General features: G+C 69.2%; 19 protein-coding genes. 9 read left to right on the top strand and 10 right to left on the bottom strand.

Annotated features, from left to right (window positions below):
• Positions 1-383 precede the first annotated feature (383 nt).
• The 7 genes from RUU78_RS20775 (at position 384) to RUU78_RS20745 (ending at position 6,274) form a co-directional block, all read left to right on the top strand.
• A complete protein-coding gene (locus RUU78_RS20775; protein WP_313919587.1) occupies positions 384-1,442 on the top strand; it encodes a histidine kinase in 1,059 nt (352 codons plus the stop codon).
• Entirely contained in the window at positions 1,439-2,221 is a 783-nt protein-coding gene (locus tag RUU78_RS20770) for a LytTR family DNA-binding domain-containing protein (protein WP_313919586.1), read from the top strand. The genes RUU78_RS20775 and RUU78_RS20770 overlap by 4 nt, the downstream gene beginning before the upstream one ends.
• Before the next feature lie 106 nt (positions 2,222-2,327).
• The gene (locus tag RUU78_RS20765) at positions 2,328-3,254 is read left to right on the top strand and encodes a rhodanese-like domain-containing protein (RefSeq protein WP_313919585.1); all 927 of its coding nucleotides are present in this window, start codon (positions 2,328-2,330) and stop codon (positions 3,252-3,254) included.
• Positions 3,251-3,772 (top strand): YeeE/YedE thiosulfate transporter family protein, encoded by a 522-nt coding sequence (locus tag RUU78_RS20760; RefSeq protein ID WP_313919584.1) that lies wholly within the window; start codon positions 3,251-3,253, stop codon positions 3,770-3,772. Before RUU78_RS20765 ends, RUU78_RS20760 begins: the two co-directional genes overlap by 4 nt.
• Positions 3,769-4,347, top strand: coding sequence for a YeeE/YedE thiosulfate transporter family protein (locus tag RUU78_RS20755; RefSeq protein ID WP_313919583.1), 579 nt, complete (start codon positions 3,769-3,771; stop codon positions 4,345-4,347). Before RUU78_RS20760 ends, RUU78_RS20755 begins: the two co-directional genes overlap by 4 nt.
• A complete protein-coding gene (locus RUU78_RS20750) occupies positions 4,344-4,871 on the top strand; it encodes a hypothetical protein (protein ID WP_313919582.1) in 528 nt (175 codons plus the stop codon). Before RUU78_RS20755 ends, RUU78_RS20750 begins: the two co-directional genes overlap by 4 nt.
• A complete protein-coding gene (locus tag RUU78_RS20745) occupies positions 4,865-6,274 on the top strand; it encodes an aminotransferase class V-fold PLP-dependent enzyme (RefSeq protein ID WP_313919581.1) in 1,410 nt (469 codons plus the stop codon). Before RUU78_RS20750 ends, RUU78_RS20745 begins: the two co-directional genes overlap by 7 nt.
• Before the next feature lie 555 nt (positions 6,275-6,829).
• Here RUU78_RS20745 and RUU78_RS20740 read toward each other — a convergent pair.
• The 8 genes from RUU78_RS20740 to RUU78_RS20705 all read right to left on the bottom strand — a co-directional run bounded on the left by RUU78_RS20740 (position 6,830) and on the right by RUU78_RS20705 (position 14,439).
• On the bottom strand, positions 6,830-7,171 hold the full coding sequence (locus RUU78_RS20740) for an AraC family transcriptional regulator (protein WP_313919580.1): 342 nt from the start codon (positions 7,169-7,171) through the stop codon (positions 6,830-6,832).
• Between the two features lie 213 nt (positions 7,172-7,384).
• Positions 7,385-8,317, bottom strand: a complete 933-nt coding sequence (locus RUU78_RS20735) for an alpha/beta hydrolase (RefSeq protein WP_313919579.1) — start codon at positions 8,315-8,317, stop codon at positions 7,385-7,387.
• Entirely contained in the window at positions 8,314-8,832 is a 519-nt protein-coding gene (locus RUU78_RS20730) for a hypothetical protein (protein WP_313919578.1), read from the bottom strand. The genes RUU78_RS20735 and RUU78_RS20730 overlap by 4 nt, the downstream gene beginning before the upstream one ends.
• A gap of 63 nt (positions 8,833-8,895) precedes the next feature.
• Positions 8,896-9,735 (bottom strand): alpha/beta hydrolase, encoded by an 840-nt coding sequence (locus tag RUU78_RS20725; protein WP_313919577.1) that lies wholly within the window; start codon positions 9,733-9,735, stop codon positions 8,896-8,898.
• 48 nt (positions 9,736-9,783) lie between these two features.
• Positions 9,784-11,400 (bottom strand): MFS transporter, encoded by a 1,617-nt coding sequence (locus RUU78_RS20720; protein WP_313919576.1) that lies wholly within the window; start codon positions 11,398-11,400, stop codon positions 9,784-9,786.
• Entirely contained in the window at positions 11,400-13,259 is a 1,860-nt protein-coding gene (locus tag RUU78_RS20715; protein ID WP_313919575.1) for an amidohydrolase, read from the bottom strand. The genes RUU78_RS20720 and RUU78_RS20715 overlap by 1 nt, the downstream gene beginning before the upstream one ends.
• Before the next feature lie 104 nt (positions 13,260-13,363).
• Positions 13,364-13,783, bottom strand: coding sequence for a DoxX family membrane protein (locus tag RUU78_RS20710; RefSeq protein ID WP_313919574.1), 420 nt, complete (start codon positions 13,781-13,783; stop codon positions 13,364-13,366).
• Positions 13,783-14,439 carry a hydrolase gene (locus RUU78_RS20705; protein ID WP_313919573.1) on the bottom strand — a complete coding sequence of 219 codons (657 nt, stop codon included), beginning with the start codon at positions 14,437-14,439 and terminating at the stop codon, positions 13,783-13,785. Before RUU78_RS20705 ends, RUU78_RS20710 begins: the two co-directional genes overlap by 1 nt.
• Positions 14,440-14,576: 137 nt before the next feature.
• Between RUU78_RS20705 and RUU78_RS20700 the strand changes: the two genes are divergently transcribed.
• Both RUU78_RS20700 and RUU78_RS20695 read left to right on the top strand, forming a co-directional pair.
• Complete coding sequence (locus tag RUU78_RS20700) at positions 14,577-17,699, top strand: triple tyrosine motif-containing protein (protein WP_313919572.1); 3,123 nt, start codon at positions 14,577-14,579, stop codon at positions 17,697-17,699.
• Between the two features lie 2 nt (positions 17,700-17,701).
• Positions 17,702-18,337, top strand: coding sequence for a response regulator transcription factor (locus tag RUU78_RS20695; RefSeq protein ID WP_313919571.1), 636 nt, complete (start codon positions 17,702-17,704; stop codon positions 18,335-18,337).
• A 76-nt stretch (positions 18,338-18,413) separates the two neighbouring features.
• Here the strand turns inward: RUU78_RS20695 and RUU78_RS20690 are convergent, their stop codons facing one another.
• Both RUU78_RS20690 and RUU78_RS20685 read right to left on the bottom strand, forming a co-directional pair.
• Positions 18,414-19,253, bottom strand: coding sequence for a kinase (locus RUU78_RS20690; protein WP_313919570.1), 840 nt, complete (start codon positions 19,251-19,253; stop codon positions 18,414-18,416).
• A complete protein-coding gene (locus RUU78_RS20685; RefSeq protein ID WP_313919569.1) occupies positions 19,243-20,214 on the bottom strand; it encodes a D-glycerate dehydrogenase in 972 nt (323 codons plus the stop codon). The genes RUU78_RS20690 and RUU78_RS20685 overlap by 11 nt, the downstream gene beginning before the upstream one ends.
• Positions 20,215-20,388 lie beyond the last annotated feature (174 nt).

Here is a 20,388-nt window from a genome sequence, read left to right as displayed (position 1 = left end):
GCACCGACGTCGACCAGCCGCGCAACCTGGCCAAGTCGGTGACGGTGGAATAGCGACGATGGCAGCTCCGGGCCGGGTGGCAAGAGCTTCACGGTGAGGGGGAGTCACCTGGTGAGTGGGACTGACCTGGTGAACAGAGGATGGCCGCTCTCGCCGTCCAGGCAGACGGGGTATGCGGCTCACCTCCAGCGCATCGACTGAACTGAATTCGCCATCGAATGCGGACATCAGAGCAGCAACCGCTTCCGGAGCGGACATTCCGTCGTGTCGGTGGATTCGGGATCGCGTGCGCAGCCGGACATTCGCCGCCGTTTCGCCGCCGCCAGGACACCATTGGCTGCATCGGCGGGTCGGTGCACCGATCCATCCGGCAATATAGGCGCATGGACTCCCGCCGTTTCCTGCCGTTCGCGATCGCCTTCTGGACCTTGTTCGGCCTCGTGGTCGGCATCCAGGTGTGGATCAGCATGATCACCCACGGGCACGTGGTGCCGTGGCTGTTGTTCTATTACCTGCTCGTGTGGATGGCCTGGCTCGGCCCCACGTACCTCATCATGTGGCTCGCGCGGCGGTTTCCCGTGGAGGTGCCGCGCCCTTCGCGCGTCGCGATCCACGTGCTGGCGGCGAGCATGATTGCGGTAGTGCATTCGGTGTACGAGATAGGGCTGATGCTCTGGATGCAGCCCTACGACCGGATGACGGACTCGTTGGCCGAACTCGACTTCGGCCAGATCCTGCTGTCACGCCTGCCGCTCGAATGGATTCTCTACTGCATGGTGCTTGGCAGCGTGACGGCGTTCGAGTTCTACCAGCGTTACCACGAGCGGGCGCTGCAGGCCGCGCAACTGGAGCGCTCACTCGTTGACGCGAAGCTGCACGCGCTCGAACTGCAACTGCAGCCGCACTTCCTGTTCAACACACTCAACGCCATAGCAGGCCTGGTACGCACGAACCACAAGGACCATGCGGTGACGATGGTCGCCGGGCTAGCCGACCTGCTGCGTTACTCGCTCGATCACGCGGGCCGCCAGCGCGTGCCGCTGGCCGAGGAGATGGACATGCTCGAGCGCTATCTCGGTATCGAGCGAGCGCGCTTTCCCGATCGCATGTCGTTCACGCTCGCGCTGGCCGAGGACGCGCGCCGCGCGGCGGTGCCGATGCTGGTCCTGCAACCGCTCGCGGAGAACGCCGTGCGCCACGGCATCGCGCGCACCGCCGCGGGCGGCACGATCGAGGTCGAGGCGAACCGCGTCGGCGAACGCCTGCGCATTCGCATGCGCAACAGCGGTACGCTGGACGCGACGTACGTCGAGGGTATCGGCCTGAAGAATACCCGCGAGCGTCTGGCCGCCCTCCACGGCGAGGCGGCGACGCTCAGTCTCGCGCCGGTCGACGGCGGCGTCATCGCCGAACTCGATCTGCCATTCCTGGCTCTGCAATGAAATCCACCGTGCCCGCGCCGTTCAAGGTCCTGGTCGTCGACGACGAGTCGCTGGCGCGCGATGGGCTTTGCGCGTTGCTGGCCGATGACGCCGAAGTGGAAGTCGTGGGCCAGGGCTCCGGCGTCGACGCCGTGGCGCTGATCGCGAAGCTGCGGCCCGACATTCTGTTCCTCGACATCCAGATGCCTGAGGTCGACGGCTTCGCGTTGCTGGAAATGGTCGGCGCGGATGCGGTGCCGGCGATCGTCTTCGCCACCGCGTTCGACCGCTACGCACTGCGCGCCTTCGAAGTGCATGCGCTGGACTATCTGCTGAAACCATTTACCGACGCCCGCTTCGCCAGCGCCCTGGCGCGCGCGAAGCAGCAGGTACTCGACCGCCGCAACGGCGTCGTCGATGCGCGCATCGCCGAGCTGCTGCGTATGCAACAGTCGCCGCGCGCGCGCTTCCTCGTGCCGGCGCGCGGCAAGACCGTAGTCGTGGATGCGGCCAGCATCGACTGGATCGAAGCGGCCGACTACTACGTGTCGTTGCACTGCGGCAGCCAGAGCCATCTGCTGCGCGAAACCATGGATGATATCGAGCGCCAGCTCGATCCCCAGCAATTTTTCCGCGTGCACCGCTCGGCGATCGTCAATCTGGCGCGCGTGCGCGAGATTCATCCGCTGTTCCGCGGCGACTGCGAACTGCGCCTCGCCGACGGTATCGCGGTGCGTCTGAGCCGGAACCGCCGGCGCGACTTCGAGGCGCGTTTCGCGACGATCGGCCTGCGGCGCTGAGCCGGGTTGCGCCCGTTAGCTGCACCCGTGGCCCGTTCGCTGCAAATTGGTTTCGCCTTTGTCGTTGGCGCAGCAATCTGGAGTCCGAACCCCACCGGAGCCTCCGATGACCCGCCGCCTTCTGGTTTCTGTCGTCCTGTCCGCCGCCTTGGCGATCGGCGTCGCGCACGCCGCCAATGATCCCCGCACCGCGCTGTTGGTCGACGCGAAAGCGCTCGCCGCGCACCTCGACGACCCCGAGCTGGTGTTGCTGCACGTCGGTGATGCGGACGACTATGCGCGCAGCCACATCCCCGGCGCGCGCCTGGTGACGCTGGACGACATCTCGGTGTCGGAACACAGCGCCACCGGCCTGATGCTGCAGATGCCCGGTGACGAAGCGCTGCGCGAGCGGCTGCAGGAACTCGGAATAAGCGACGATTCGCACATCGTCGTCTACTACGCCAAGGACTGGATCAGCCCCAGCACGCGCATCGTCTTTACCCTGCAGTACGCCGGACTCGGCCAACGCACGCAGCTGCTCGACGGTGGCATGGGCGCATGGGTGCGCGCGGGCGGTGCGTTGAGTTCGACGGCGCCGCCGGCTCGTGCGGGCACGTTATCGCGCCTACGCACGCAGAACCTGATCGTCGATGCGGCCCAGGTCCGCGCGCAACGGAATTCGCCGGGCGTCGCCATCGTCGATGCCCGCGCCGCCGTGTACTACGACGGCATCGAAACCGGCGGCGCGCATGGGCTGGCCCATCGTACCGGCCACATCCAGGGCGCGCGCAGCATTCCCTTCACCGAGATCGCCGACGAGCGCCTGCAACTGCGTTCGCAGGCGGAACTTCGCACGCTGTTCACCCGGGCCGGCGTGAAGCCAGGCGACACGGTAGTCGGCTACTGCCACATCGGCCAGCAGGCGACCGCCATGCTGTTCGCCGCACGCCTGCTCGGCCATCCGGTGAAGTTGTACGACGACGCGTTCGAGGACTGGTCGCGCGGTACTGACAATCCGGTCGAGACCGCCACAGCGAGCGGCCGGCCATGAGCGCGGTCCGCGCACCGCGCGCCTACGCCGATCCTTATCTTGCCGGCGCGTCTCTCGGCCTGGTGTTGTTGGCCGCATTCGTCTGGCTCGGCCGCGGTCTCGGCGCGTCGGGTGCGTTCGCCAGCACGGCCACTGGCGTGGTCGCGGCCATCGCGCCGGCGCAGGCCGCTGCCAGCCCGCTGTTCGCGCATTACCTCCAGGCGCCCGGGCCGTGGCTTGAATGGCTGAGCTTCGAACTGCTCGGCGTGATGATCGGCTCAGGGTGCTCCGCGGCCTTGGCCGGCCGCGCGCGACTGACCGTCGAACGAGCAGCCGGTATCACGCCAATGTGGCGGCTGACGTTTGCGTTCGTGGGCGGCGTGTTGATGTCCGCTGGTGCGGTGTTCGCACGCGGCTGCACCAGCGGACAGGCGCTTACCGGCGGCGCGCTGCTCAGTGTCGGCAGTTGGCTGTTCCTCGGCGTGGCGTTCGCCGCCGCGTACGCGCTCGCCCCACTGCTGCGCAGGGCGTGGACATGAGCGCGCCCCTGGTCTCTGAAAGCGCATCGCTGGCGCAGACGTTGCCGGCCGCGCTCGTCATCGGCATCGCCTTCGGCGTCGCGCTGGAACGCGCCGGCCTGGGTAGCGCGCGCAAGCTGGTGGGACAGTTCTACGGTCGAGACTTCACTGTGCTGAAAGTCCTGTTCAGCGCGCTGGTGGTGGCGATGCTCGGCGTGTTCTGGCTGGGCCGCTTCGGATGGCTGGATGTTGGCGCGCTCTACGTGCCGCAGACCTTTGTCGTGCCGCAGCTGGTGGGCGGAGTGTTGTTCGGCGCCGGACTCGTGTCTGCGGGATTGTGTCCTGGCACCGCCTGCGTGTCGGCCGCCACGGGACGCATCGACGGCGTGTTCGTGTTGCTCGGCCTGCTTGGCGGCATGGCGGCTGTCGGTTTGCTGCTCGCGCGCTTCAGCGCCTTTTACGAAAGTTCCGCACACGGCGCCTGGACGTTGCCGGAATGGCTGGGCCTGTCCCGTGGCGCGGTTGTCGCCGCGGTCGTGGTGTTGGCACTGGTCGCGTTCGCCGTGAGCGAGTGGTTCGAGAGGCGCATGCCTTGAACGTGAACCTGCGCCGCGTACTTGTCGTGCTGGCGCTGTGCGCCGGCGGCCTTGCTGCCCACGTCGGCACACCGCGACCGCCCCTGGCTGTCGACGAGGTGTCGGCCGGTCAGCTGGCCGAATGGATCCGCGCCCGTCGACCCGGGCTCCGCTTGCTGGACACCCGTGACGCGCAGGCAATGGAACGCGACCGGCTGCCGGGTGCGCGTTCCGCGAACGACGTCGACCCCGATGCGATCGCCACCAGCGACACCGTTGTCGTTTACGCCGATCGGCGCATCGACGAGCGGACGGTCGAGATGGTGCGCCACCGCCTTCATTCGCGGCGCATTCTGCGGCTGCACGGTGGCGTCGAGGCCTGGAATGCGGAGGTGCTATTCCCCGTCCTGCGCAGCGATGCGTCGGCGCAGCAGCAGCGAGATTTCGCGGGACGCGCACAGCTCAGCCGCTATTTCGGCGGCGCGCCGCGCGTGCTCGATCCCGGCGCCACCCGCGAGCGCACGCGGAGTCGACGCGGATGCTGAGTCCCGCTCTGGATTGCTACTCGCCGCTGCCGGCCGCGTCGCCGGACGCGTTCGATTTTGCCGCGCTGAGGCGGCGCGAGTTCGCGCGGCTCGACGCACAGGGCCACTGCTACCTCGACTACACGGGCAGCGCCCTGTATGGCATCTCCCAGCTGCAAACGCATCTGTGTCTGCTCGAGTCCGGCCTGTTCGGCAACCCGCATTCCGAATCAAAGCCTTCGCAGGCCAGCACGCGGGTGATCGAACAAGCGCGTGAGGCGGTGCTGCGCTTCCTCGATGTCGACGCAAGCACCCACGTGGTGTGCTTTACCGCCAATAGCAGCGCGGCAGTCAAGCTGGTCGCCGAAAGCTATCCGTTCGACTCCGGTCGCCACTTGCTGCTTTCGGCCGACAACCACAATTCAGTGAACGGCATCCGCGAGTACGCGCGCGCGGCGGGCAGTACCGTGCGCACCCTGCCGCTGGATGCGTCGCTGGAACTGCACGAACCCGAGCAGGTGCTGCGTGATGCCGCGACGTCGGGCACCGGACTGCTGGCGTTTCCGGCGCAGTCGAACTTCTCAGGCGTGCGCCACCCGCTCACCCTGGTGCGTCAGGCGCAGGCGCTTGGCTTCGACGTGCTGCTTGACTGCGCTGCGTTCGCGTCCAGCCATCCGCTGAGCCTGCGCGAGTGCCCTACGGATTTCGCCGTGCTGTCGTTCTACAAGCTGTTCGGTTACCCCACCGGCATTGGCGCGCTGGTGATGCGGCGCGAGTCGATGCGCAGGCTGCGCCGCCCGTGGTTCGCGGGTGGCACGGTCCGCTATGCATCGGTGCTCGCCGACACGCACCGATTGCACGAGGGTGCCACGGGATTCGAGGACGGTACGCCCGACTTCCTCGGCATCGCCGCGTTGGCCTCGGGGTTCGACCTGCTGAATCAGGTGGGCATGGCAAGACTCCAGCAGCACGTCGCCGCGCTGACCGCTGAGTTGTTTGCGCGACTCGGGAGCCTGCGGCATGCCGACGGCGCACCGATGATACGGTTGTACGGACCGGCACGGTTGTGTGCACGCGGCGGCACGCTCGCGTTCAACGTGTTCGATTCGCGTGGCCAGCTACTGCCGTGCGCACAGGTCGAGTCGGCGGCCGACGCGGCGGGGATTTCCGTGCGCGCCGGCTGCTTCTGCAATCCCGGTGCATCCGAAGCCGCGTTCGGCGCCGAGCCGGGGCGCCTGATTCATTGCCTGCGCGAACTCGACGATGCATTCACGGCGTCACGACTGTCGGCATGCACGGGAACCGAAGCCGGGGCCGTGCGCGCCTCCGTCGGCCTTGCGAACAACAGCGCCGATCTCGGGAAACTGGTCGAGTTTCTGTCCGTGTTGGGAACAGCCGGGAAGCGGCAAACGATCCTCGCCTGAGTCCCCGGCACACTTCATAGGCATGGGAAAATCGCAAGTTGCGATCAGTTCCGAAATCGATATTGATCAACCAATCGATATGGCTAAGCGACCGAGGCTCGGTCCGCTGATCAAACACCCTTGGCTCGCTCGATCTTTTCATCGGTGCGCGCAAGGCGTCACTCATGACTCAATTTTCGCTGCTCGCACTAAACGCGTGATCTCTGTGCAGCCGCAGGCAGGGGCTGACAACTTTCGACGGAGTGGCCCACGACGACCTAGAACTCGGGGCGGATCGCACCGGGAAGCACCGTCTGCCCGCGCACACCTTCGCCTGCGAGCTCGCGCTGAAGCGACTGGGTGGACGCCAACACGAACGCCGGCTTCCGCCGTACGCCCCATCGAGCATCCCGGGTGCCAGGGCAACGATGGACGCGATGTCTACGATCGTGCTGCTGCCGCGCGCAACGAACCGCGGTGCGATCGGTCATGGTGTGGTTTCCGGGCGACGTGCGGTCAGGTGCGTGCGTACGACAACGGCCGCGACAGCGACAGCACCTTCTGCGGCCGCTTGGCTTATTCGGCCGGGGAGTTACCGAAAAGGCGCTTGAACTCGCGACTGAACTGCGAGGCGCTTTCGTAGCCGACGCGCACCGACGCGCTGGCCGCGGTATGGCCGCTGCGAACGTCAGCAGGCGCGCCTGATGCAGACGGATCGACTTGAAAATATTGGATCGGCGACGTGTGCGTGACCGCCTTGAAGTGATGGTGGAACGCGGGAACGCTCATGTTGGCTTCGCAGGCCAGGTCGCGCTCGTACTGCGAATGGATCCGACGCAGCGCCTTGGCGATGCGGCCGAACTGGCCGCCCTGCGTCAGCGCGGCGCGCAGCGAGCCGCCCTGTTCGCTGGTCAGCACGCGGTAGGTGATCTCGCGATGCGCAGCTCGGCGATCACCCGCGTGTGTTCGTGAGCATTCGCGGGAAACGCGAAAAACCCCATTTTGGTTGAGCGCGCCGGAATGAGCGGATCACGAACACACCGCGATCTGATCCGCTCGCCGATATCCGAAGATCAATCCGCCAGCGCGGCGCGACCCAACAGCTTCAACCCGGACAACTGACAGGAGCGCTCAGGGCGCGCGAAGGAACTCGAGCACGTCCGCGGCGAACTCCTGCGGGTACTGGAACAGGAAGCCGTGACCCGAGTCCGGATAGAGCATCAGGCGCGCATCGGGAATGGTCTGGAACATCGCGTAGCTGGCGTAGGTCGGCGTCATGATGTCGTCGTTGCCGTTCGCGACCAGCGTGCGTTGACGGATAGCGTCGATGCGGTTCAGCAGAGTGGTCTGCGCACTGCCGATCGCTTTCGCGGCGGTGATCTGCCCCTGCCAGCCTTCGGCCGAGACCTGCACCGCGAACGCGTCCGCCCGCGCCCGCAGGCGTTTCAGGTAGGCACGCCCGGCCGCCTGGCTCGCCGGCGATGGGCTGAAGAACAGATAGAGGAAGTCCTCGTCGCTGTTTTCCGGTTTGAAGGCGGTCTCCCAGACTTTCGCCGGCACCGGCCCGTTATGGATGGCATCGCTGCCGGGCACGAAGCCGGGGCTGGAACCGGCGATCACCAGTCGTCGCACCAGTGACGGATGGTCGAGCGTGAGCTGCTGGGCAACAGTACCGCCGAACGAGAAACCGAGCACATCGACCTGCGGGTGACCCAGGGCGCGGATGAAGGCCGCATCGGCCGCCGCGAACGCCGGATAGCTCTGCGGTACCGGGCCACCGGAGCGCGCGAGGCCGGCATGGTCGAACAGGATGACGTGTCGTTCCTTGGCCAGTTCGTCGACGAAGGCCGGATCCCAGTGGTCCATGGTTCCGCGCAGCCGGTTGAACAGCACCAGCGGCATGCCGCCGCGCGGGCCGAGTTCGCGATACGCGAAGCGGTGCTCACCGGCTTCGACGGTGCGCGTTTCGGCATCGGACGTACTCGCCGCGGAGACTGGCGCGACGAAGGCAATCGTCGCGAGCAGCAGCGCCAGCGTCGCCGAGCGGATCGTGAAAGCGCTCATCGCACGCCTCCCTGCACGTGCAGCGTCGCAGCGCTGCCAACGCGGCGCAGGCGCAGCCACTGCAGCGCCATGATCACCAGGAAGACCGCGAACGTCGCCCCCACCAGCATCTTCAGGAACGGATCGTCCGGTCCGCTGATCACCGGATTGCTGACCGGCACGCGCACCAGGGTCTCGTTGAAGCCGGGGATGAAGTGGAAGAACAGCACCAACGTCCAGGCCAGCACCGCGAGCCGCTCGCGCCGGCTACCGGCGATGGCGCCGCGCTCGGCGAACCACGCTGCGGCGAGCACGAGCAGCGTGGTGATCGACAGCGCGTGCGCCTCGTTGAAGCCGCCGTGGCGGAAGATGAACAGGCCGGTGACGCAGCTGGCGACCGTGAACGGCACGAACAGCTTGCCGGACGGCCGGCTCCAGCGGATTTCCTTCCAGCGCGCCAGCGCGTAGAGGCCGGCGAACAGCGACACCAGGCTGATCACGGTGTGCAGCATTCCGAACGGAGTAATTCCGAGCATCGTCGTTTCCTCGGGGCTATGCGGCCGCGGCGCAGGGCCGCGGTCGCGTCTGGGCGGGGCGGCTCAGCGGCGCAGGAAAGCCAGCAGGTCGGCGTTGAAGCGCTCCTTGTGGGTGTCGGTCAGGCCGTGAGGAGCGCCTTCGTAGATCACCAGCGTGTTGTCGCGCACGAGCTTCGTCGACTCCAACGCAGCGGCGCCGATCGGCACGATCTGGTCGTCGTCGCCGTGCAGGATCAGCGTCGGCACGTCGAACTTCTTCAGGTCTTCGGTGAAGTCGGTTTCCGAGAACGCCTTGATGCACTCGAAGGTGTTGCGATGGCCGCCCATCATGCCTTGCAGCCACCACGCGTCGATGATGCCCTGCGACGGTTTCGCGCCCGGGCGGTTGTAACCGTAGAACGGTCCGGCCGGGATATCCCGGTACAACTGCGAGCGGTCGGCGAGCTGGCCGCTGCGGATGCCGTCGAACACCGCGATCGGCAGGCCGCTGGGGTTGGCCGCGGTCTTCAGCATCAGCGGCGGCACCGCGCTGATCAGCCCTGCCCTCTTGACCCGCTTCGTGCCGTGGCGACCGATGTAGCGCGCGACTTCGCCGCCGCCGGTCGAAAAGCCGAAGATCGAAATGTCGCGCACGCCCAGGTGCTCGAGCAGCTGGGCGAGATCGTCGGCATAGGTGTCCATCTCGTTGCCGTGCCAGGGTTGGCTGCTGCGGCCGTGGCCGCGGCGGTCGTGTGCGATCACCCGGTAGCCGTTCTCGGCCAGGAACAGCATCTGCGATTCCCAGCTGTCGGAACTCAACGGCCAGCCGTGGCAGAGCACGACCACGGCGCCGGCGCGGTCGCCCCAGTCCTTGAAGTACAGGGTGGTGCCATCGTTCGTCGTGAACAGGGACTGGTTCGTCATTGCGTTTCCTCCAGGGGGTTGGATCGGATATGCCGCTGTCGTAGTGGCTCAGGCGTCGCCCGAGTGCGCGGGCGGCGGTCGCGGCGGCGAGGCGCTGGCGCCGGCGAAATGGCGAACGCGCGGTGGTGCGTCGCCGCGGTGCAATGTGCGCAGCGCCACCTGCAGCCGTTCCTCTTCGCGGGTGACGCGTTCATGCTGGCGCAGGTGTTCCAGCCACGAACCGACCAGAAACCATTCGAGGAACTCGCCGGGTGCGGCGGCATCCTCGACCAGGCCCCATTGCACGGCGCCGTCGCGACGCCGGCGTTCGCCGAGGTCGTGCATCAGGGCGAGGAACAGTTCGCGGCCGGGCGCATCGATGCGGTATTCCACGGTCACCATGACCGGGCCGCTGGTATCCCCGGGCGCCTCCGGCAGCGGCCAGTGGCCGGACGGGGCGTGGTCCAGCGTTTCGATGCCGGCCAGGCGGAAGCGGCGCGCGAACAACGACGCCAGCGCGAGCGCCAGTGCCGCCGAGACCAGCGCGGCCGGCAGCCCGGCGTGTTGCGCGACCGTGCCCCAGAGCAGGCTGCCGGCGCCCATGCCCAGCGAGAACACGACCAGATAGAGCGCCATCGCCCGCGCGCGCACCCAGCCCGGGACCGCCGACTGCGCGGCGATCTGCAGCGACGACAGCACGGTGATCCAGGCCAGGCCGCTGCCGAGCATCACCGGCGACAGCGCCCACGCGTGGCGCAGCGATGCCAGCCCGAGCATCGCCGCCGCCAGCAGCAGGCTGGCCGCCAGCACCATCGTGTCGCGCTCCAGCCGCGCGCGCAGCCGCGGCAGCACTAGCGCACCGAGCAGTGCGCCCGCGCCGATCGAACCCAGCAGCAGGCCAAAGGTGCCGGGCCCGGCACCCAGGCGATCGCGCACCAGCAGTGGCAGCAATGCGGTCGGGGCCGCGGCGAACACGAAGAAGCACGCCGCCTTCGCCAGCACCGCGCGCAGCGGCCCGGCGTGACGCGCATAGCGCAGACCCGCGCGCAGCGCGAGTCCAAACCCCTCGGGCGGCAACGTGCCGGCCGGCGGCGGGCGCCGCCACCACAGCAGCGCCGCGACGAGGGCGACAAACGACAGCGCGTTCAACCCGAACGCCCATGCCGCGCCGAGCGCCGCCACGACCAGGCCGCCGACCGCGGGGCCGACCGAGCGGGCGATGTTCATGCCTACCGACTGCAGCGCCACGGCCGGCGCCAGTTGGTCGCGCGGCACGAGTTCCGGGGTGATTGCGGCCTGCGCCGGCATACCCATCGCCGCACCGCAGCCCAGCGCAAACGTCAGTGCGAGCAGCGTCGGCGGGCCGAGCGCATCCAGCGCGGCGAGCAGGCTCAGCGCCGCGGCGACCAGCAGCATGAAGACCTGCACGACGATCAGGTAGCGGCGGCGGTCGACGATGTCGGCCAGCGTGCCCGCGACCAGCGCCAGCAGCGCCATCGGCAACGTCGTCGCCGACTGCACCGCGGCGACCCACAGCGGCGACTGGGTCAACCCGGCCATCGTCCAGGCGGCGGCGACGTCGTGCACCCACGTGCCGATGTTGCCGACCAGAATCGCCAGCCACAGCGTGCGGAATTCCGGCTGCGCCAGCGGGGACCACGGACTTGGCGCGTGCGCGGCGGTCATCAGAAGGCGAAGCAGTTGCAGCCGAGCGCGCCCCAGAAGCCGGCGTCGGCACCGGGCACTGGCTGCAGCGCCGCGTGCGTATGCCGGTGGACCGTGCAGTGATGGCCCGGCAGATGCGATGTCGCGTGCGCGGTCGCGAACGCCGCGCTGGCTTGCGCCACCGTGCCGCCGCGGTACGCGGGCAGGTTCGCCGGCGACCAGTCAGGCATCGGTGCCGGCAGCTCCGGCGCGAGCGGGCCGTAGTCGCCCGCGGCATGCACGATGCGGCCACCGACGACGGTCAGCACGCTTTCGATATCGAGGATCGCCGCCTCGTCGATGGCGAAGAAATCCGCCGACAGCAGCGCGAAGTCGGCGTATTGGCCCGGCGCGAGCCGGCCCTTCACGGCCTGCTCGTCGGAAAACCAGGCGCTGCCCTGTGTCCACAGCGCCAGTGCCTCGTGCCGTTCGAGGCGGTTGCCGTCGCCGTACAGCGGCAGGCCGCCGAGCGTGCGCCCGCTGACCAGCCAGTACAGCGCCACCCACGGGTTGTAACTGGCGACGCGGGTCGCATCGGTGCCGGCGCCGACCGGTACGCCCAGATCGAGCATGCGCCGCAGCGGCGGCGTGCGCGCGGCCGCGGCGGCGCCGTAGCGGTCGACGAAGGCTTCGCCCTGGAACGCCATCCGGTGCTGGATCGCGATGCCGCCGCCGAGCGCGCGCACGCGCTCGATGTTGGCGTCGGAGATCGTCTCGGCGTGGTCGACGATCCAGTGCAGGCCGTCGAACGGCAGTGCGCGGTCGACCCGTTCGTAGACATCGAGGATGCGCCCGATGCTCTCGTCGTAGGTCGCGTGGATCCGGAACGGCCAGCGTTTGCGCACCAGCAGTTCGACGACGGCCTGCAGCTCGTCTTCCATCGCCCCGGGCAGTTCCGGCCTCGGCTCGTTGAACAGCTCGAAGTCGGCGGCCGAGAACACCAGCATCTCGCCGGCGCCGTTGTGGCGCAGCATGCCGTCGCCCTCGCGGGGCGCCAGCAGCTGCGTCCAGCGCGCATAGTCGTCGCGCTCGTGGCCGCGGTTCTGGGTGAACAGGTTGTAGGCGATGCGCACCGTCAGCTGATCGGCCGCGTGCAGGCGGCGGATGATCTCGTAGTCTTCCGGGTAGTTCTGGAATCCGCCGCCCGCGTCGATCACCGACGTGATGCCGAGCCGGTTGAGTTCGCGCATGAAATGCCGCGTCGAATTCTCCTGGTAGTCCGGCGGCAGCTTCGGACCCATTGCCAGCGTCGCGTACAGGATCAGCGCATTGGGCTTGGCCAGCAGCAGGCCGGTCGGATGGCCAGCGGCGTCGCGCACGATCCGGCCGCCGGGCGGGTCCGGCGTATCGCGGGTATAGCCGACCGCGCGCAGCGCCGCGCGATTGAGCAGCGCGCGGTCGTACAGGTGCAGGATGAACACCGGCGTGTCCGGCGCGACGGCATTGAGTTCCTCCAGCGTCGGCAACCGCTTCTCGGTGAACTGCAGCGCGGTGAAGCCACCGACGACGCGTACCCACTGCGGCGGTGGCGTGCGCGCGACCTGCGCCTGCAGCATCGCCATCGCATCGGCCAGCGAACGCACGCCGTCCCAGCGCAGTTCGAGGTTGTAGTTCAAGCCGCCGCGGATCAGGTGCGTATGGCTGTCGTTGAGGCCGGGCACCAGGCGGCGGCCGCCGCCGTCGATCACGCGGGTCGTCGGCCCGGCGTGCGCCCTCATGATGTCGGACTCGTCGCCGACGGCAAGCACGCGGCCGTCGGCAACCGCCAGCGCCGCGGCGTCCGGCCTGGCCGGATCCAGCGTCGTGATGCGGGCGTTGATGACGATCAATTCGGCGGGCATCGCGGTTTTCCTCGCAGGGTGAATGCCGCAGGCGCCGGCACTGAGCGCCAGGCCTGCACCGATCAGCAGTTGCCGGCGACGCGGACTGGGCGGCGGTTCGCCGGTCACGCGGGTGGCGCGCCGAGCTGCGTGTCCAGCGACCAGGCGCCCGGGCCGAGCAGCGCCAGCGCCAGCAGCGCCAGCAACCAGAACAGCGGGTACTCCACGCCGCGGTGCATCCAGTACCAGCCATTGTCGCGCGCGAGCACGACGGTGGTGGCGATGAAGGCGGCGGCGAACAGCGCGGCCGGCCGGGTCTGCCAGCCGATCAGCACGAACAGGCCGCTGCCGGCCTGCGCCAGCGCGAGCAGCGCCGGCAGCGGCCCGCCTGCCGGCAAGCCGAGGCCGCGCAGCTCGGCGCGGAAACCGGCAAGGCCGGGTCCCAGCGCGGAAAACAGCTTTCCCAGCCCGTGCGGCAGCAGAAAGCCGCCGGCGGCCAGCCGCAGCAGCGCAAGGCCAGCGGCGGCCCGCGCCTCGCCGTCCATCAGTGGCCGCCTTCCTGCGCGCCGAACATCGCCTTGGCGTACTGGATGCCCAGACCGTAACCGCCGCCATGGATCTTCGCGATGCCGGTGGTCAGGCCGTAGGTGTCGGCGCGAGCCCAGTCCCGCTGCAGTTCCAGCAGGTACTGCACCGCCGTCATCGGCCGCGCGCCGGCCTGGATCATGCGCTGCACCGCGCGTTCGTGCGCCTCGGCGGTGACGTCGCCGCAGGCATCACAGATCACGTAGCACTCGAAGCCCTGCTCGAGCGCCGACAGCACAGGCCCGACGATGCAGACGCTGGTCCACAGTCCGGCGATTGCCAGACGCGGCCGGCCGAGGCGGTTCACCTCGGCGACGACGGCGGCGTCTTCCCAGCAGTTCATCGTCGTGCGGTCCAGCACGGAAACACCGGCGAACGCATCGGTGATTTCCGGGAACAGCGGGCCGGAGAAGGATTTCTCGGCGACCGTGGTCACGATCGTCGACACCGCGAAGCCGGCGGCGGCCTTCGCGAGCGTCGCCGCGTTGTTGCGCAGGCTGACGACGTCGATCGAGTGCGTCGCGAAGGCCATCTGCGACTGATGGTCGATCAGGATCAGGGTGTGGTCCTGCGGCGTCAGCAGGGCCTTGCCGGGAACGGGCGTGGCGTGCGGCATGGTCGGAATCTCAGGGAACGTGTCGCCCTACTCTCGCGGCTGGTCTGCGCCGGCGCATCCCACATCGGGGACGGCGGGCGGTAACCCTTTCGAGGGAGGCGGGCACAGCCGGTGCGGCGCCGCGTTGTGGGATCATCGTGCCCCTGCCCGCGACCCGAACCGAGGTGCGTCTGCACACGCATCGCCCGAATGTCCTGCCGCTTCGTGCGCAACGCGCACTCGCATCGGTCCTGCTGTGGCTCGCCGCGGTCGTGGCGACGATTCCGGCCGCAGCGACGGCAGCACCCGCGACGACGCCCACCCGCACGGCGATGACGCCGGCAACGGTGGACGCCACCCCGCTGAGCGGCTTCCACCACACCGGGTGGACCGGCAAGGACGACGCGCCGGTCGACATCTGGGCGCTGCTGCAGGACGGCAATGGCGAATTGGTGCTCGGCACCGGCGCGGGCCTGTTCCGCTTCGACGGCGTGCGTTTCCGCCGGCAGCCCTTGCCGGCCGGCGCACGCCTCGCGTCAAGCAACATCACCGCGCTGTACGCATCGGCCGGCGAACTGTGGATCGGCTATCACGGTTCGGGTGCCAGCGTGCTGCGCGACGACGAGTTGCAGCACTTCCCTGCCGGCAGCGGTTTTCCACAAGGCATGGTGTTCGGTTTCGCCCGCGACGGCGACGATCGTCTCTGGGCGGCGACTGACGCCGGTCCGGCGGTCTATCTCGATGGCGTCTGGCGACCGCCGGGAGTGGAGTGGGATTTCCCCGGAGCGCGCGCCGACTGGATGCTGCGCAGTCGCGACGGTCGCCTCTGGGTCGCCGCCGGCGATCGCGTCGTCGTGCTCGCGCCGGGGCAGTCGCGCTTCGTCGCGACCGGCATCGCCACCGATCGCCACGCGGTACTGGCCGAAGATTGTCGCGGCCAGCTCGGGCTGTCGGACAGCCGCTTCGGAACGCGCGTGATCGCCGACGGCGGCATCGTTCGCAGCCCGGCCGATGTCACGCCAGCAATTGCCTTGACGGCGCGCCGGCTGCTGGCGACGCCGGACGGCGCGCTCTGGCTGACCGAGAAAGGCAGCGGCGGGTTGCGCCGCATCGCGGGCGACGGCAGCGTGCAGGCGTTCGATCGCGACGACGGCCTCACGTCGGACATGGCCGTGCCGCTGTTGCAGGACCGGGAGGGCAATGTCTGGATCGGCACCAACCTCGGCCTGAACCGCTTGCGCCGCACGCCGGTCGCGATGGTCGAAGGACTGGTCGACATCATCAATGGACACTTCGCCACCTTCGTTGCCGGCGACGGCCACGGCCGGGTCGTCAACGATGGCCGGCTCTGGGCGCCCAACGGCGACGCGGCGGACGAGGTCGTACGCGGCCTGCCGACGATCACCGCCGCCTTGGCCGAACCGCGCGGCGGCGCCTGGTTGCTCGGCCCGAAGGCGCTGCTGCGCTGGCACGACGACGGGCGCCGCGAGCCGGGGCCGCTACCGGGTGCGCGTGACGCGCGCGCGCGCCGGGCTAGGGCCGCCACCGGCGACGGCGAGGTCTGGATCGCGCTCGCCGGCGACGGCATGTACCGCGGCGGCCGCGCAGGCTGGCGTCGCGAGCCGGCCGACGCAGCGGCCGGGACGCCGACCGTGCTCGCTGGCGACGGGGACGGCCGCCTCTGGCTCGGCTACCAGGACAGCACGGTCGCTCGCCTCGGCAACGGCGTGTGGGACCGCTTCGACGCCGACGACGGCCTGCGCGTCGGCAACGTGACCGCGATCCTCACCGACGGCGCGCAGGTATTGGTCGCCGGCGAGGACGGGCTGGCGCTCGGCCTGGACGGACGCTTCCGTTCGCTGGCGCCGGCACAGGCCGAGCGGTTCATCAACATCACCGGGATGCTGCGCGGCCGCGACGGCGCGTGGTGGCTCAACGGCAGCGCCGGACTGCTGCGCAGCGACGAGCGCGCGCTGGCGGCGGCGCTGGCCGATCCGGCGCAGATCCCGGACGTGCGAGGCTACGACGGCCGCGACGGTCTCGACGGTGTCGCCCTGCAGGCGCGGGCGGTGCCGACATTGACGATGGACGGCGCCGGCGTGCTGTGGATCGCCAGCAACCAGGGCGTGGCGACGCTCGATCCGGCCCGCATCGTCCGCAACGCACTGCCGCCGCCGGTGTCGATCCTGCGCCTGGCGACCGAGGACGGCGACGTTGCCGCGGTCGATGGCACGGCGCTGCCAGAAGGCACGACGCAGCTGCGTATCGAATACACCGCGGCAAGCCTGGCCGTGCCCGGACGCGTGCGTTTCCGCTACCGCCTCGACGGCGCCGACAGCGAGTGGCAGGACGCCGGCGGCCGGCGCGAGACCTTCTACACCAACCTCGGTCCCGGCGACTACCGCTTCCAGGTCATCGCGGCGAACGACGATGGCGTCTGGAACGAGCACGGCGCGACGCTCGCGTTCTCGATCCGGCCGACCTTCGTGCAGGGCCGCGCCTTCATCGTCGCTTGCGTGCTCGTGGCGATCGCGTTGCTGGTGCTCGCGCAGCGACTGCAGATGCACCGCGCGTCCCTGCGCCTGCGCGAGCGGCTGGAGGAGCGCCACAGCGAGCGCGAGCGGATCGCCCGCGACCTGCACGACACGCTGCTGCAGGGATTCCAGGGATTGCTGCTGCGTTTCCAGGCCGTCGCCGGCCAGTTGCCGGTGCGCTCCGCGGAGCGACTCCAGCTCGAGCGGGCGCTGGACTCGGCCGAGGAGGCGCTCGAGGAAGGCCGCGACCGCGTCAGCGGACTGCGCGGCGATCTGCTCGGCGAACAGCAACTGTGTGATGCACTGACCCTGCTCGGACGCGAATACGCCGCGACCGGTCCGGCCCGATTCGAGGTCGTGTTTTCCGGCGAGAGACGGCCACTGCGTGACGGCATCCGGGACGAGCTGTACCTGATCGCGCGCGAGGCGCTGGTCAATGCGTTCCGTCATTCCGGGGCCGCGGAAGTGCGCCTGGAACTGACCTGCGTCGACGCCGGCGTCGGCCTGTGCATCATCGACGACGGCCACGGCCTGCCGCACGGTGTCGTCGCCGACGGCGGCCGCGCCGGACACTGGGGCCTGTCCGGCATGCGCGAGCGGGCGCAACGGATCGGCGCGAGCCTGAAGATCGTCAGCGACGCCGCAGGCACACGCATCGAGATCCAGCTGCCGGCCCGCTACGCCTTGCGCGACCATCGCCCTGGCGGGTGGCAGCGCCTGCGCAACCTGTGGCCCGAGAGGATCTGACCATGAGCGAATCCGCTGCGGGCATGATCCGCGTCCTGGTCGTCGACGATCATCCGTTGATGCGCGAAGGCATTGCCGCCGTCATCGCGGGCCAGGACGACATGCGCCTGATCGGCGAGGCGAGCAATGGCGCGGAGGCCGTGTCCGCCTACGCGGCGCTGCATCCGGACGTCGTGCTGATGGACCTGCGGATGCCCGGCATGGACGGCATCGAGGCGATCGCGACGATACGTGCCGTGTCGCCACGGGCGCGCATAGTCGTACTGACGACCTACCGCGGCGACGTGCAGGTGACGCGGGCCTTGCTGGCCGGTGCCTCCGGCTACCTGCTGAAAAGTTCGTTGCGTCGGGAATTGCTGGATACGATCCGCGACGTCCACGCCGGCCGGCGGCGGGTGCCGGCTGAGATCGCCGCCGGCATCGCCGAACACCTGTCGGACGAATCGCTGTCACCGCGCGAGATCGAGGTGCTGCGCAGCGTTGCCGCGGGCAACGCCAACAAGCGCATCGCCGCCGAACTCGGCATCTCCGAGGAGACGGTAAAAGCGCACATGAAGAACATCCTCGCCAAGCTCGACGCCCGCGACCGCACGCACGCGGTCACCATCGCGATCCGTCGCGGGATCATCGAGCTCTGATGACGCGGGCCGGTGCGCGAAGCATTCGGAGTCGACGCATTGCAGTTCAACCGACGCCGGAGCGTCGTGTCACGGCTCAGCGGGAAGCGTCGCGTCGGGCGTCCCGGCTGATCGCAGCCACCGGCCGGCGCATCTCGTCGAGTCGTATCGTCAGATCGGCACGGCCCGGCATTTCGGCGAGCACATGCCGCGTCAGGCGTTCGTAGTGGGCGATGAAGCGCACGAGTTCCGCATCGTCCATGACGCCGGTCGCGTCCGAACCGGCGACCGCGCGCAGCGCAGACTCCTGCTGCGTGCGCCAGTCGCGCACGATCGAAAACCCTGGCGCGGCCAGCAGCACGAGCCGATCGAGCCGCGCGAACAGGCGTTGATAGTCGCCGGCCAGCGCGGCGTTGACGTAACGGCGCCAGCGGCCGTCGGTATCGTCATCGCGCTCCAGCGCGTTGACGGGTTCGGACAACGCGGCCACCGTCTGCGGCCGCGCACCGACGCACCAGCCCTCCAGCAGCAGCACCTGCGTATCGCCGCGCGCGACAGGCCAGTGCTCGCGCGCCACACGGTCGTCGCTGGCCTTGTCGAAACGCGGCAGCGGCGTGTCGTCGCCGCGATCGAGCGCCTCGAACAGGTCCAGTCCCAGTCCGATGTCATGCGTACCGGGCACGCCGCGCGTGCGCAGCAGTGGATGGACGTCGCAAGCCAGTTTGATGCGCGCCGCGCGCGTCAGGTACAGATCGTCGAGCGACAGCACCACCGTACGCGCGAATCGCAAGGCCAACTCGGCCGCGAGCGTCGACTTGCCGCTGCCCTGCGCACCGCAGAGTCCTATCACCAGCGGCCCCGGCCGGGTGTGCGTCGCCAGCGCGGCGCCGATGACGTCCTGCAGCAGATCGACGGCCGTGGTGTGCTCAGGCAACACGGTTCGGCGGCTCCCGCCCGGCGAACCAGGCATCGAGATTCAGCGCGGCCTGCAGACCCATCGCGGTGCGCGCCTCGCGCGTCGCACTGCCCAGGTGCGGCAGCAGCACGACATTCTCGAGCGCCAGCAGCGCGGGATCGACCTCTGGCTCGCGTTCATAGACGTCGAGTCCCGCCGCGGCGATGCGATGCGTGGCCAGTGCATCGGCAAGCGCGGCTTCATCGACGCACGTGCCACGCGCGGTGTTCACGAGTATTGCCGTCGGCTTCATGCATGCGAGGAGGCGCGCATCGACGAGGTGCCGCGTCGCCGCACCGCCGGGCACATGGATCGACAGCACGTCGGCCTGTGCGGCCAGCGTCTCCAGCGACGGCACGTATTCCGCAGCGAGCGCCATCTCGCATTCGCGCGATGCGCGCGAGCGGCTGTGGTAGCGGATGCGCAGGCCGAAGGCGCGCGCGCGTACCGCAGTCGCCTGCGCGATGCGGCCGAAGCCGACGAGGGCCAGCACCTTGCCGGACAGCGACTGCCCCATGAGGTGGGTCGGATGCCAGCCGCTCCAGCGCTGCGCACGCAGTTCGCGCTCGCCCTCGCCGGCACGGCGCGCGGCCATCAGGATCAGCAGCAGCGCGAGATCGGCAGTTGCCTCGGTCACCGCGTCGGGCGTATTCGTGACGACGACGTCCTGCGCGCGCGCCGCGGCGAGGTCGATATGTTCGGTGCCGGCGCCGAAATTGCCGATGATCCGCACCGTTCGGCCGGGCGTCGCGAGCAGCTCCGCGTCGATGCGTTCGGTCAGCGTGGTGCAGAGCGCGTCGTAACGTGTCATCGCCTGCGTGAGTGCCTTGCGATCGAGCGGAACATCCGACGCGTTGAGCGTCGCATCGAAGTGTTCGCAGAGCTGCGCTTCCGCAGGCCCGGGCAGGCGGCGCGTGACGAGGAGACGGGGCTTGGCGGTCATGATTCGTTCCATCCGTTGGGCGCTGCGGCACGATCGCGCCGATCGTATCGGTTGGCCTCCATAAGAAACACGCCAGACCGACCGCGCGCTGACATCCGTCGATCGCCCGCGCGTGCCCGCGTGCGCGATGGCCGAACCGCGGCGCTTAGAATCGGCCGTCCCTACCCCACCCGA

The organism is Tahibacter sp., assembly GCF_032229445.1.
Lineage (GTDB): Bacteria > Pseudomonadota > Gammaproteobacteria > Xanthomonadales > Rhodanobacteraceae > Tahibacter.
The sequence above is the reverse complement of the archived record's forward strand: the minus strand, read 5'-3'. Positions and strand labels throughout refer to the sequence as shown.